Here is a 13702-nt window from a genome sequence, read left to right as displayed (position 1 = left end):
GGTAAAATTACTTTTTAAATATAATTATTTCTAATTTTAGTAAAAATTTTGAGTCTTGAGAAAAATTAAATACAACAAAGGTAGAAAAGTACAGCCTACTCTTTTAGACTATACAGGTGTACACAAATACACACAAACCGAAATACAACTTTTTGTGTTTGACGCAATAGATTTGGCAGAATTTCATGAAATTGAAGTTGCTCAATTACAAAAGCATTTAGATTTTACAAAAAATAATTGGCTTAATATTCACGGACTTAATGATATAGACATTATAAAACAGGTTGGTAATTTATTATCGGTAGATAATTTTATGCTTTCAGATATTTTAAATACTACCAAGCGTACCAAAGTCGATGAATACCACGATGTGCTTTTTTTCAACATCAAATCTCTTTTACCAGAAGAAGACACCAATAATATTAAAGTTGAGCAAATAAGTTTTTTATTGAAAAAAGATTTATTGGTATCTTTTCAAGAAAAGAGAAGCGATTTTTTTACACATATTAGAGAAAGAATTAGAACACATTCTGGCATTGTAAGAGAAAAAAAAGTAGATTATTTATTGTTTTTACTATTAGACGCTGTTATGGAGAACTTCTATATCACCCTAGAAAGTGAAGAAGATAAAGTAGAATCTATTATCAATCTGACCAAACAAAGTACCGATTTACAATTGCTAGAAGCTATAGAAAAACACAGGGATAATTATAATTTTTTAAAACGTGCGATTATTCCACTTAGAGATTCTTTGTATGCAATAAAAAGTATAAAAGATGATAATATTTTTAATGCTATAGAAAACAACAATTATACTTTTTTTGATAGATTACATCAAAAAAGTTTAGAGCTTTTAGAACAAATTGAGTATGATTTGACAACCTTAGACAGTGCTTCAAATTATTTTTTTTCGGCACAAAGTCATAAAATGAACCAAATAATGAAAACACTTACAGTAGTTTCGGTTATTTTTATGCCACTTACTTTTATTGTAGGTGTGTACGGAATGAATTTTGATTTTATGCCCGAACTTCGCTGGAAATACGGATATGTATCTATAATTATTTTCATGCTTATTTTGGTAATTGGTATGATTATGTATTTTAAAAAGAAAAAATGGTTTTGATTGTTAATACTATAGTTAATAAATATTAAATAAATGTTGTAGCAATCGAGATAAAGCTGTAAATTTGTAAAGAATTCACAAAAATTTCCGGAAAACATGTTTGAATTTCAACAGTATTTAGGTTTTTTACTTTTCTTAACCGTCCTTACTATAGGATTTTGGTTAATGATTTTCTTAATAAACTTTGTATTCTATTGGGTATTTGGTGCAACTAGAGAATTATTAAAAGAAAGAAAAGAAAAAAGAGAATTAGAACAAGTATAGTATTTGTTTTAAAAAAGTCCCGAAAAATCGGGACTTTTTTATTTTAATCATCACGGTACAATGAAAAAAACAAAAGTATTATTTATCGATAGAGATGGCACTATTGTAAAAGAAGCCAAAGCACCCGATTACCAACTCGATACATTAGAAGAGTTAGAGTTCTATCCTGAGGTCTTTAGATATTTAGGAAAAATTGCTAGAAAACTTTCTTTCGAGCTCGTTATGGTAACCAATCAGGATGGATTGGGAACAGAAAAATTTCCTGAGAATGTATTTTGGCCTTTGCATCATCATATTATTAAATCTTTTGAAAATGAAGGAATAAAGTTTTCAAAAATATTTATAGACAAGACTTTTCCCCACGAAAATGCTAATACTAGAAAGCCTAATACAGGTATGCTTACCGAATATATTACCAATTCAAAATATGATTTGAAGAATTCATTTGTAATAGGAGATAGGCTTACCGATGTAGAATTAGCAAAAAACCTTGGATCTCGAGCTATTTTTATTGCAAATGATCAAGAGCTAGGTGCTGTAGAAATAAAATCGAAACTAGAAGATTTGCAAAAAGTTATTGCATTAAAAACTACAAGTTGGAAACAAATTTATACATATTTAAAAAAATAAGAGGCTATCAAGCCTCTTATTTTTTTAAATATGTTTTATATGTTATCTATACCAATCTCCATGAGAATCGTATGAACCAAAAGAATAACTCAAACCTATAGAAGTAGTGTAACTCAAACCATGTAATCTTGAATGAGTATTATAGCTACCATCCCAATTAAAGTGTTGTAAAAATATAAATTGACCACTTATATCCAATTGGAGTGCTAATTTTTTAGAAATTTTATATTGCGGAGTTATTCCATAAATAAGACCGATAGTTCGCTCTCTAGCGTTGTAATTTTGAAAGCTAGTAAGTGTGTTTGGAGTTTTAGATTTTACATAATCAAATTGCAAGCCTGTGTGAAGTAAAAACCCAAAATTTCCTAAATACTGATCTACATTTAAGAGTCTAGATCCGTTGGTAACCAACTCAAATTTTGCACCATAAAACTGCATATGCCAAGGTAAGGTTGCAGAAGATTTTTTTAAATTTTCAGAGTGTACAGTAGTTCTAAACCCTATGTAAGGATTAAACATATATCTACCAGCAACAGAAAAACCTGTTACATCAAAATTTGAAAAAATACTATTATGATTATCAGCTTTATATTTATCTGAAAAAGAATTTACAGGGACTGTAGAGTTAATATGCAATTCGCCACTCCATTTGTTTTCATAATAATCGCCATCAGAAAATTTACCCGTATAAAAACCATCAGAATTTAATTGAGCAACCATAGAACCTGAAGCTATAAATAGAATAAAAAGTAATTTTTTCATTTTCATTTTATTATTGTATGTGCAATAATACTAAATTCAGTTGAATAAACCATAATATTATAACTATTTATTAGTTATTTACATAGAATTGACTATGCTAAGTTTAAAATAATTTCTATAGATAATTGTTATCAATATGTTTTTTGTGAGTATTTTTGCAAAAATCACAAAAAATATAAGCCTTTATTATTGAGAACTAAATGTTAGAAAAAAAAGAACTTTATTCGTATCAGAAAAAAGATATTGAAAAAATTTTTGACAAAATCGAAGTTTCTGCATACAATTATCACCTATTGTACCAATTGCCTACAGGCGGAGGTAAAACTGTGATTTTTTCTGAAATTGCTCGTAGATATATAGAACAATATCATAAAAAAGTCTTGGTGCTTACTCATCGAATAGAGTTGTGTAAACAAACTTCTAGAATGTTGCATACTTTTGGAGTACATAATAAGATAATCAACAGTGCTATTAAAGAATTGCCAGATCAAAATGAGTATTCTTGTTTTGTAGCCATGATAGAAACACTAAAAAATAGACTTAATGATGAAAAAGTAGCTATAGATAATATAGGTTTGGTTATTATTGATGAGGCACATTACAATTCGTTTAGAAAATTATTTTATGCCTTTAAAAATTCTTTTATTTTAGGTGTTACAGCCACTCCTTTAAGTTCGAATATTAAACTACCCATGTATCAAAACTATAACGAGCTTATTGTAGGCGATACGATTCAAAATTTAATTGATAAAGGATATTTAGCAAAAGCTACTACATACAGTTATAATGTAGGTTTATCATCTTTAAAAATAGGTATAAATGGCGATTATACTGTAAAATCTTCAGATGAATTGTATTCTAATTTGTATATGCAAGAAAAATTATTGCAAGCCTATGCCATTCATTCATTACAAAAGAAAACATTGATTTTTAATAACGGTATACAAACTTCATTGCACGTGTTGGATACATTTAAAAATGCAGGATATAATATTCGCCATTTAGACAATACTACACCCGCAGACGAGCGTAAAGAAATTATTCAATGGTTTAAAAAAACGCCCAACGCTATTTTAACCTCAGTAGGCATACTCACCACGGGTTTTGATGAACCCACAGTAGAGACTATCATTATAAATAGAGCTACAAAATCACTAACATTATATTTTCAAATGATTGGTAGAGGCTCTCGAAAACTACCTAATAAAAAAGAGTTTTCTATTATAGATTTAGGCAACAATGCCTTACGATTTGGTTTGTGGAATGAACCCGTTAATTGGCAACACATATTTTCATCTCCCGAATATTATCTTGAAAATTTAAGAAGTGATACAGAGATAGAAAACACATTTAGATATGTAATGCCCGATGAATTACGAATCAAATTTGCAAATTCTCAATCTATAGATTTTGATGTAGAAACGGCGTTTAAAGAGACTTTAAGAACCAATAAAAAAGCAAAAACAGTATTAGAAACATCGATACTACAACACGCACAAATGTGTTTGGATAATACAAACGATTTACTTGAAGCCAAAAAACTATCCAAAGAATTACTCGATGATATTACTTATAGAGTAAAAATATATTGCAATTGTTTGGGTAATGTAACCAAAAATTACAGAACATGGCTTGTAGAAGATTATGTAAATCAGCTTAATGCCACTATTTCAAAGCTTTACAGAATAAAAGTTATGGAAGAAGCCGATTGATTTTTAAAGTTCTTTTTTCTTGAAAAATTTCTGATTTTCTACGCTGTAAAGTATAACAAACAGAGGGAAAAATGCAATGTGAAATCGATCGCATTGAAAGCAAGACATTGCCGAAATTAAAAAGATATACAGAATAGCCACCGATAGTATGGTTGAAAATCCATTATTCCTTTTTATTTTTAGTAATGTATACCCAGCTAAAGTTATACTTAAAATAGTTAATATAATGTTTTGCAATTTTGAAACGACTTTAAAAGAAAACTTAAAAAAATCAAAATAAGACGTTTTGTTATTGTTTTCACACTGACTTATTATAAAATTCCCTTTCGAAGAATTCGAATATATACAAAACAAATAAGCTTTACATAAATTAAGGGTATTGTTTTGTAATTGATTTTTAAAATCTACCTCAGCGAGCTGTTTTATTTGATGTGATGTTAAAGTATTCAATTGTTTTGCTCTCAAGGTTTCACCAGGAATATATTCTAAATTATTTTGATAACAATGTGCTTTATCTCCCAAATAGTTATAATAGGTAATAGCGCCAATATAACTTATGGTAAAATCGCCATATTTTTTCTTTATCCACAACATCTGAAAAAGTAAAAGGAGTACGCTACAAGATAATAGTAAATTATACTTGTTGAAAAGTATCGATTTGAGATGTTTTATATAAAAAAGTCCAAATAATAAGACCAAACCTAAAGAAACGGGTTTAATCAAACTATTAAAAGTTAATAGGGTAAATGCAATAGTTAAGTATTTAAAATCCTGACTTTTATAATATTTACTGATAAAATAAATACTCAAAACAATCATAAAAATATAGATAGATTCTGATAGAAAATTAAAATTATGAGCAAGATTTCCTAGTAATGAAATAAATACTAAAGTATATAGAAAAGCTTTTTTTCTGGTGCACTGCAACGAAATAATTTTAAATACCAAAATAATGGTTGAAAACCAACATAAAAAATTTAAAACAAATCCCCATACAATAACAGTATCGTCTTTACAACCAAACAAATAAGGAAAACCGTGAATAGCAGCTAGAAGTAAGGGGCGAGTATTATCAATTTCTCCCTGATGGTATAGTAGTTGCGCAGCATATAAGTAACTTCCGTCATCGCAAATAGGCGAAAAATAAGGAGTAAGTTGTAATGTAAATGAAAAGAATACTACCCAAACTATGGAAATAAAAACCAACAAATACTCATATTTAATATTTCTTATCATAAATTTGTTTTTACAAAAGTAAAGAAACACAATGAAAAAACTTTCTATAATAATTCCTGTTTACAATGAAGCCAAAACTATACATCTTATACTCCAAAAAGTAATCAACATCACATTATTAGAAAATACATCTTTTGAGGTTATTATTGTAGACGATTGTTCTACAGATACTACAATAGAAGCGGTAAACAACTTTATACAACAACATAGCAACCAACAAATACTATTTTTAAAACATACAGTAAATAAAGGCAAAGGAGCAGCTTTGCACACCGGTTTTAAAGCAGCACAAGGCGATTATATTATAGTGCAAGATGCCGATTTGGAATACGACCCCAATGAGTATAATATATTATTAAAACCTATGCTCGATGGCGTTGCGGATGTAGTTTATGGTTCTCGATTTATGGGAGGAAATGCTCATAGAATTTTATTTTTTTGGCACACTATAGGTAATAAGTTTCTCACTTTTTTATCCAATATGTTTACCAATTTGAATTTAACAGATATGGAAACCTGTTACAAACTTTTTAATGCCAAAATATTAAAATCGATAGTATTAAAAGAAAAACGTTTTGGTTTTGAGCCCGAAGTTACTGCAAAAATAGCTAGAGTAAAAGGAATTAGAATTTACGAAGTAGGCATTTCATATTATGGCAGAACTTACGAAGAAGGCAAAAAAATAAATTGGAAAGATGGTGTACATGCTATTTATTGTATACTAAAATACGGAGCATTACGATTTTAAATCACTTCAAATTATGAATCTTTCTATTCTGAATCATTTTACATCACATTTACCTGCCGATACGGTTACAGAAAACTATGTTCGAAAAGTTTTTAATAGTGCTTATTCTTTTGTAAACCCTACTATACCTTCAAACCCTAGTTTAATACACGTTTCTGAAAATGTTGCAAAAATGCTGGGTTTTACTACAGATTTTGTAAATAGTAAAGATTTTATCGATTATTTTTCAGGAAAAGTGGTTATTCCCAATGCCAAACCTTATGCTATGGCTTATGCAGGGCATCAATTTGGAAATTGGGCAGGGCAACTAGGCGATGGAAGAGCTATTAATTTAGGAGAAATAATTGCTCAAAATCAGCAATATACTTTGCAGTTAAAAGGAGCTGGAAAAACGCCCTATTCAAGAACTGCAGATGGTTTAGCTGTATTGCGGTCTTCTTTGCGAGAACATTTATGTAGCGAGGCAATGCATTATTTAGGCATTCCAACCACACGTTCATTAGCATTATTCAATACAGGCGATTTGGTGTTAAGAGATATGCTGTATGATGGAAATCCAGATTACGAGCAAGGTGCAATAGTGTGTAGGGTAGCCCCAAGTTTTATACGCTTTGGAAACTTTGAATTATTTGCATCAAGAAATGAAAAAGAATTGCTGCAACAATTGGTAAATTATACAGTAGATACACATTTTCCTGAAATTACCACGCAAGGAGTAGAAAGAGTGATACAATTTTTTCATGCCGTAATGAAAAAAACACTTCATTTAATAATACAATGGCAAAGAGTTGGTTTTGTACATGGAGTAATGAATACCGACAATATGAGTATACATGGCATTACTATAGATTACGGGCCTTATGGTTGGCTAGATCATTTTAATCCAACTTGGACACCCAACACTACAGATAGGCATGAGAGAAGATACCGCTATGAAAACCAACCCAATAGTGCTGTTTGGAATTTAATACAACTAGCCAATGCACTGTACATGCTTGTTGGCGATGCAAAAGCCTTTCAAGATAGTATTGATAACGAGCTAAAATTATTTCAACAAAACGTAAACGAAATGTGGAATAGCAAGTTAGGAATTCAACATTTTGAAAATGGAGATGATAAACTTACAGATAGATTACATTCTTTATTATATACCCATGAGGTAGATATGACTATTTTTTATAGATTATTGTCAGATTTTAAAGAAACCGATGCAATTGACTTAAAAGTTTTGGATCATTTTGAAAAGGCATTTTATAACAGAGATTTAGTTTTTGAACACAAAGAATTGTGGTTGCAATGGTTTATAAATTATGCCGAACGATTGCAAAAACAAGGCTTAGATTTTTCTACTAAAAAAAGAAAAATGAATGAAGTAAATCCTAAATATGTTTTACGAAATTACATGTCGTATTTAGCAACACAAGATGCAGAACAACAAGATTATGGCTTATTAAATGAGTTGTTTACAATGCTTACCAAACCTTATGATGAGCAACCCGAATATGACAAATGGTTTACCAAAATACCCCATTGGGCTTTAGAAAAAGTAGGGAGTAGTATGCTAAGTTGTAGCTCTTAATATTAATTTAGATGAAAAAAAGATTAGAACTAAAAGAATTTATAAGCAATAGTACTGATGATATTTTGAAAGAGTATACTGAAAAACTCTATGAGAATCTTAAAATAGCTAATCAAGAAGCCGTTGTGTGTAATTAAAATCTTTGTTTTTTATAAAATTTATTGATATATTAATGATCAATTTAGTGATATATTGTACCTATGTAAATGCTGTTTTTTTGTTAAAATTCTTGTTTTAAAATCTTGAAAAGTTTTAGCATAATTGTTTCTAATTAGAAATTGTTCACACAATTGTGAAAATAATATTTCAATTTTGACATTAACCGTTTGAAATAAATCAAGTTGAATGCTTTGCTATAAATAACCTCTATCTCCAAGCAATACACAATCGTTTAATATTTTTCAAATAATAAACATCTGTTAGTTCTACTTTTATAATATCTAAAGAATCAAAAATTTCATCTATAGAACAAAACACTATGTAATTTATATTTATAAAACCAGTTGTTTTGAGAAGCAGAAAAACTTTTTTGAAGTAGCTGTCTCAAATTCATTTTTACAGATTTTAATTTTCTTATGAAGAGTAAACTTGTAAATTTCCAAAGGCATGCTATCAATAATAAAATAATCTTCACTTTCTAAAAACCGAATTACTAGTTTTGTTCTACTTTTTTTGAAAAGAGAAATAATTTTCACTTTCTTTTATTGAACTACTTCACTCAATTAAATTTGAGATTTCTTTACTACTAATCTCTTTAAATAAAGAGTTTTCACTGTCAATTAACAAAAATTAAGATTTTAAACTTAGAAAAATTACTTTAAATCAGATATATTTTTTTACTATCAATGTCTGATTTATACTTTAATTCACAATTTAAAGAAATTATAACTTCTAAAACTTAATTATATTTGCTAAAAATAATGGTTGTTTTTAAGTGTCAAAATACTGAAAATTCAGTATTTTGATTAGTGTTTAATCTATTTACTTTAAATAATTACACTCAATGATTTATCTTTATTTTATTTATTATTTTCAATAATGTAATTTAAAACTTTTTCTATCAAATGTACCCTATCTTTACCTATTACATTATGTTTGTGCATAGGATAAGGAAAATAATCGACTTGCTTGCCTGCTTCTACAAATTTCTTTACCAAGGAAAGATTGTGTTGCTCAACTACTACATCATCACTAGTACCGTGAATTAATAGTAATTTGCCTTTCAAATTTTTTGCATAATTTAAAACACTTGCTGTTTCAAATCCTTCTTTATTTTCTAGAGGGGTATCCATATAGCGTTCCCCATACATTACTTCATACCATTTCCAATCGGTTACAGGGCCTCCGGCCACACCTACTTTAAATACATCGGGTTTTCTTAGCATTAAAGAAGTTGTCATAAAACCACCAAAACTCCAACCATGAACAGCAATTCTATTTGCATCTACATAAGGTAACGATTTTAAGTATGCTACACCTTTAAGTTGATCTTCAATTTCGTTTGTGCCTAAGTTTCTATGAATTACGCTTTCAAAAGCATTACCTCTGTTATCAGAACCTCTGTTGTCTACTGTAAATACAAGATAGCCTTGTTCTGCCATCCAATACATCCATAAATTGGCGCCATCTAAAAACGAATTGGTAATCATTTGTGCATGTGGCCCACCGTATACATATACCATAACAGGGTATTTTTTTGAAGTATCAAAATTACTAGGTTTTATAAGTCGGGTAAACAAATCCGTCGTATTATCGGCGGCCTTAATTGTTGAAATTTCGGCACTTCCTATTTGGTATCCTTCGTATTTGTTTTTGCTTTCTAGTAATGTGGTAGCTACACCTTTGTTGTTGTATAATAATGATTTTGAAGGTGTAGTGTGATTGGAGTATTCATCGAAAATCCAATTCCCATCAAAAGAAACTTGAACATTGTGTACACCTTCATTTTTAGTAATTAAACTTTGTTTTCCTTTTAAATTTACTTTATAGCCCAACATATTAATGCCTTTTTCTCCTGTAGCTTTAAAATATATTTCAGTTCCTTTTGCATTAGTTCCAATAATTTCTCTTACAGGAAATTTATTATTGGTTAGTTTTTTTAGTAAATTTCCTTCTAAATCATAATAGTATAGGTTGTTAAAACCATCTTTCTCAGAAATCCATACAAAATTATTTGATGATTTTGATGGAAAAAAAGCAGGATGCTCGGGTTCTACCCATCTATCATTAGTTTCGTTTAAAAGTGTTTTTGTAAATTTACCTAAGTTGGCATCATACAAATTTAAGCACATATCATTTTGACCTCTGTTAAGCTCGGCAATTATAAGGTATTTGGCATCGGGAGTCCAAGCCAAGTTCGTTAGATAATCTTCAGGGTTGTTTTTTGGGTTGATGTAAACCGTTGTGCCCGAATTAAAATGATAAATACCAACTCTAGGTTTTTCAGATTTTTGCCCAATCATAGGGTATTTTATCGCATTAAGTTTACCAGGAGTTTCATTAATATCGAGCAACGGATATTCTGCCACATCTGTTTCATCTTTTTGATAAAATGCTAAATCGTTTCCGTTTGGCGACCAAAATATACCTTCTTTAATCCCAAATTCGTTGCGTGCTATAGATTGTCCTGAAACAATATTTTTATCTGCAAAATTGGTAATATTAATTGTTGAGGTTCCATCGTTTACATACAAATTGTTCTCTATAGTATAAGCAACTTTTAAGAAAGCATTATCCCAAGTTATGTTTTCGGCATTTTGTGGAAGTTCTATATATTTTGTTCCTTTTTTTAAAGCAACATTGTATTTATAAAACACGTTGTTGCTATTTACAATAATATTTTGATTATCAATAGCAATAATACCAAATAGATTTCCGAGTTTACTATTTAAACTACTGTTTATTTCTTCGGTTGTAGTCCAAGTTGTGGCATTCGTATTTTGCGCAGAAGCAATTACTATTTTTTTCCAAAAATCGGTAAAATAAATATATTGGTTGGAGTTTGGTAGCCATTGAAAACCAGAAAGTTTATCGGCTCCAAATTTTCTGCCTTGTTGTAATACACTTTCTTCCAAAGTGATTTTTTGTAGCTGTGCTTGTAGGGTTAGTGCCATAAAGCACGATAATAAAAGTAATATTTTTTTACTCATAATACTATGTGTTAGTTTTTGCAAAGTGATATTATATTGTGTATTATTAGACTTTATTTCTAATGTTTTGTTACAAAAATATTAATCTTCCTCAATTTCAAATTCGGCATCTTTTTCCCAAATTTCCATTTCGCAAGGTTTACAATTAAATTTGAGTTTGTATTCGAGTTCACCTTGTTTTAATACCAATGGTTCTTTTAGTTTTACACCTAAAGTTTCTTTGTGGTATTTTGGACATTTCTCTAGTTCGTATTTTATACAATACTTTGTTGTCATTACTCTAGATTTGCCAGGATCCCATTGTAGTTCGAAGGCTTTTTCAATTTCGGTTACGCCATGTCTTTCATAAAACTTTCTGGCTACTTTGTTCGACACATTGTAGGTAAAATCAAGTTTTGTTTCTGGATATGGATGTGAGGTTTTTTCTATTTGAAACTCTTTTCTAACATAATTGGCTACTCTTATTTCGGATAATTTTTCGTAAACGGCTCTTCGCATTTCGTTTATTTTTGAAATAGGAAGAAACCAATTTTGAGAAAAATGTATTGTTATTTCATTGGCAGTATAGGGGGTAAAGCCCGTTTTTGCTAGGTTTGTTTTAAAATTTTCAGCAATAGATTCGTTATTTTTTGTAAGTTCTTTGGCGTGTTCTAGAGTTACAGTACTTACATTACCATCTTCATCGGTAGCAGTAAGTTGAAATCCATTTTCGTTTTCTGTTAAAAACAAAGAAGTTGCAATTTTTCTAACGGCACTATCTTCACGTTCTACAAGTTTAATAAATGCGGCATCGTTATTTCTGTAAATAAAAGTGCCTTCTTTTATTTCTTTTAAAACATTTGGATAAACAAAACCATTCTCGGCACGATTTACATAGATACCTTCTGCTTCGTTATGTTCGTTAATAAAACACAAACCATCGCCATTATTTAACAAATGACCGTTTTCTATTTCGTATGAATTACCAACTGTGCGAATGAGTTTTCCAATATATTGACCTTTAGATTTTGGGCTTTCCCATGAGCCTATAGATTGGTATCTTTCGTTTACAAAATAATCGGTATAACCTCTATTAAAAGTTCTATCTAATGAAGATTCAAACGAGTAGGTGCAAGTTCCAGACGAAGCTTTACAATAGTTGTCTTTGTTTTCTTCTAAAAATGTGTCTAATTTTTTACGTAAAAACGACACATTGTTTTTTACATAGACCATATCTTTTAATCGTCCTTCAATCTTGAAAGATGAGATACCTGCTTCTATTAAATTTGGAATTTGATTGGTAACATCAAAATCTTTTATAGAGAGCAAGTGGCTATTTTTGATAAGTGTTTCGCCATGACCATCTATTAAATTGTAAGGTAATCGACAGTTTTGAGCACAAGAACCTCTATTGGCACTACGCTCTCCGTTGGCAACACTCATGTAGCAATTACCACTAAATGAAACACATAAGGCTCCTGTAACAAAAAATTCTAATTCAACATCGGTGGTCTCATGAATTTCTTTTATTTGATGCAAATTCAATTCGCGCGCTAAAACAACGCGTTGGATACCAGCATCGGCTAAAAATTTTATTTTATCGGCATCGCGATTGTTGGCTTGTGTACTAGCGTGCAATACTATAGGCGGAAGTTCTAATTCTAGTATTGCCATATCTTGTATAATAAGGGCATCTACACCAATATCGTATAGTTTCCAAATTAATTGCCTACAGGTTTCGAGTTCGTTATCGTACAAAATAGTATTGATAACCACAAATACTTGTACATAATACAAATGAGCATACTGTACTAATGCTTCTACATCTTCTATAGAATTGTGTGCATTGGAACGAGCCCCAAATTGTGGTGCACCTATATAAACAGCATCTGCTCCAGCATTAATAGCTGCTATGCCATGTAGTAAATCTTTTGCGGGAGCGAGTATTTCTATTTTTTTCTTCATGTATTTTTTTCAAAATGTTTGCAAATTTCTTACATTTTATTGTAGAAATCTAATTTTGAACGAAGTTTTAAAACAGAAAAAGCACAACAAGTTTCATCAAATGCAATTGTGCAACAGAAATCAATTATGAAGCACCATAAGTTTGGTTTGTTACTATTATTTTACGATACCCTTTTATTTGTCTGTCTTTCCAATTGGCAATAATCAATATATATTGGTTTGGAGTTTCGGTATGTAGTAAAATATGCTGGTAAGTTTGGTTGGAATTTGTATAGACTTTGTAAACCATATTTTTTTCATCTGCATTTTTTGGTAGAATTTGTGCATTTTTCAAATCGTTTACAAAAGGCCAAATATTAAACATATTTTTTTCTATGTCTTGAACTTCTGTAAACGTATCATTCATGATTAAACCATAGAGTGTATCGGTAAGTTCTTTTGGAGTTCTTTTTTGTTTTTTTATACTTCTAATAATTAAGACTATCATGAGTATAAACATCAGTAAAAAAAGCAAAGTAAAATGCGAGTGTATGAGATTATGTATTGACATTT

General features: G+C 29.8%; 11 protein-coding genes and 2 pseudogenes. 7 read left to right on the top strand and 6 right to left on the bottom strand.

Annotated elements, in window-relative coordinates; genetic code table 11:
* Positions 1-55 precede the first annotated feature (55 nt).
* The 3 genes and pseudogenes from corA to hisB form a co-directional block, all read left to right on the top strand.
* On the top strand, positions 56-1126 hold the full coding sequence (gene corA / locus Q361_RS01995; protein WP_103725033.1) for a magnesium/cobalt transporter CorA: 1071 nt from the start codon (positions 56-58) through the stop codon (positions 1124-1126).
* A 96-nt stretch (positions 1127-1222) separates the two neighbouring features.
* Positions 1223-1390, top strand: coding sequence for a hypothetical protein (locus Q361_RS13700; RefSeq protein ID WP_169929242.1), 168 nt, complete (start codon positions 1223-1225; stop codon positions 1388-1390).
* Positions 1391-1450: 60 nt separating this feature from the next.
* Positions 1451-2014: pseudogene (gene hisB / locus Q361_RS01990) on the top strand (histidinol-phosphatase); the annotation flags it as partial.
* Positions 2015-2062: 48 nt separating this feature from the next.
* On the opposite strand, the gene Q361_RS01985 reads toward hisB, so the two are convergent.
* The gene (locus Q361_RS01985) at positions 2063-2782 is read right to left on the bottom strand and encodes a hypothetical protein (RefSeq protein WP_146046970.1); all 720 of its coding nucleotides are present in this window, start codon (positions 2780-2782) and stop codon (positions 2063-2065) included.
* Between the two features lie 200 nt (positions 2783-2982).
* Here Q361_RS01985 and Q361_RS01980 point away from each other — a divergent pair, with 200 nt between their 5' ends.
* Entirely contained in the window at positions 2983-4494 is a 1512-nt protein-coding gene (locus Q361_RS01980; RefSeq protein WP_103725030.1) for a DEAD/DEAH box helicase, read from the top strand.
* Positions 4495-4497: 3 nt separating this feature from the next.
* On the opposite strand, the gene Q361_RS01975 is transcribed toward Q361_RS01980, so the two are convergent.
* Positions 4498-5730 carry a hypothetical protein gene (locus Q361_RS01975; protein ID WP_103725029.1) on the bottom strand — a complete coding sequence of 411 codons (1233 nt, stop codon included), beginning with the start codon at positions 5728-5730 and terminating at the stop codon, positions 4498-4500.
* A 31-nt stretch (positions 5731-5761) separates the two neighbouring features.
* On the opposite strand from Q361_RS01975, the gene Q361_RS01970 reads away from it, so the two are divergent.
* From Q361_RS01970 to Q361_RS13960, 3 genes are read left to right on the top strand one after another with little or no spacing between them, the layout of a single operon-like run.
* Entirely contained in the window at positions 5762-6478 is a 717-nt protein-coding gene (locus tag Q361_RS01970) for a glycosyltransferase family 2 protein (protein WP_103725028.1), read from the top strand.
* 10 nt (positions 6479-6488) lie between these two features.
* Complete coding sequence (locus tag Q361_RS01965; RefSeq protein ID WP_103725027.1) at positions 6489-8057, top strand: protein adenylyltransferase SelO; 1569 nt, start codon at positions 6489-6491, stop codon at positions 8055-8057.
* A gap of 11 nt (positions 8058-8068) precedes the next feature.
* The gene (locus Q361_RS13960; RefSeq protein WP_262496224.1) at positions 8069-8194 is read left to right on the top strand and encodes a hypothetical protein; all 126 of its coding nucleotides are present in this window, start codon (positions 8069-8071) and stop codon (positions 8192-8194) included.
* Here Q361_RS13960 and Q361_RS13875 read toward each other — a convergent pair.
* From Q361_RS13875 to Q361_RS01950, 4 genes and pseudogenes are all read right to left on the bottom strand, one after another.
* Positions 8166-8943 (bottom strand): annotated as a pseudogene (locus Q361_RS13875) (IS982 family transposase). The gene Q361_RS13960 and the pseudogene Q361_RS13875 sit on opposite strands and share 29 nt — an antisense overlap.
* A gap of 133 nt (positions 8944-9076) precedes the next feature.
* Positions 9077-11206 carry a S9 family peptidase gene (locus Q361_RS01960; protein WP_103725026.1) on the bottom strand — a complete coding sequence of 710 codons (2130 nt, stop codon included), beginning with the start codon at positions 11204-11206 and terminating at the stop codon, positions 9077-9079.
* An 81-nt stretch (positions 11207-11287) separates the two neighbouring features.
* Positions 11288-13150, bottom strand: coding sequence for a peptidase U32 family protein (locus tag Q361_RS01955; RefSeq protein WP_103725025.1), 1863 nt, complete (start codon positions 13148-13150; stop codon positions 11288-11290).
* 124 nt (positions 13151-13274) lie between these two features.
* A complete protein-coding gene (locus Q361_RS01950; protein ID WP_146046969.1) occupies positions 13275-13700 on the bottom strand; it encodes a hypothetical protein in 426 nt (141 codons plus the stop codon).
* Positions 13701-13702: the final 2 nt, after the last annotated feature.

The sequence above is a fragment of the Flavobacterium croceum DSM 17960 genome (assembly GCF_002917885.1).
Lineage (GTDB): Bacteria > Bacteroidota > Bacteroidia > Flavobacteriales > Flavobacteriaceae > Flavobacterium > Flavobacterium croceum.
The sequence above is the reverse complement of the archived record's forward strand: the minus strand, read 5'-3'. Positions and strand labels throughout refer to the sequence as shown.

What these genes read in the sequence shown, in the direction of transcription:
- Q361_RS01960 (WP_103725026.1), bottom strand. Translation starts at nt 11,206, where the DNA reads ATGAGTAAAAAAATATTACTTTTATTATCGTGCTTTATGGCACTAACC.
- Q361_RS01950 (WP_146046969.1), bottom strand. Translation starts at nt 13,700, where the DNA reads ATGTCAATACATAATCTCATACACTCGCATTTTACTTTGCTTTTTTTA.
- Q361_RS01955 (WP_103725025.1), bottom strand. Translation starts at nt 13,150, where the DNA reads ATGAAGAAAAAAATAGAAATACTCGCTCCCGCAAAAGATTTACTACAT.
- Q361_RS13700 (WP_169929242.1), top strand. Translation starts at nt 1,223, where the DNA reads ATGTTTGAATTTCAACAGTATTTAGGTTTTTTACTTTTCTTAACCGTC.
- Q361_RS01970 (WP_103725028.1), top strand. Translation starts at nt 5,762, where the DNA reads ATGAAAAAACTTTCTATAATAATTCCTGTTTACAATGAAGCCAAAACT.
- Q361_RS01975 (WP_103725029.1), bottom strand. Translation starts at nt 5,730, where the DNA reads ATGATAAGAAATATTAAATATGAGTATTTGTTGGTTTTTATTTCCATA.
- Q361_RS01980 (WP_103725030.1), top strand. Translation starts at nt 2,983, where the DNA reads ATGTTAGAAAAAAAAGAACTTTATTCGTATCAGAAAAAAGATATTGAA.
- Q361_RS13960 (WP_262496224.1), top strand. Translation starts at nt 8,069, where the DNA reads ATGAAAAAAAGATTAGAACTAAAAGAATTTATAAGCAATAGTACTGAT.
- Q361_RS01985 (WP_146046970.1), bottom strand. Translation starts at nt 2,782, where the DNA reads ATGAAAAAATTACTTTTTATTCTATTTATAGCTTCAGGTTCTATGGTT.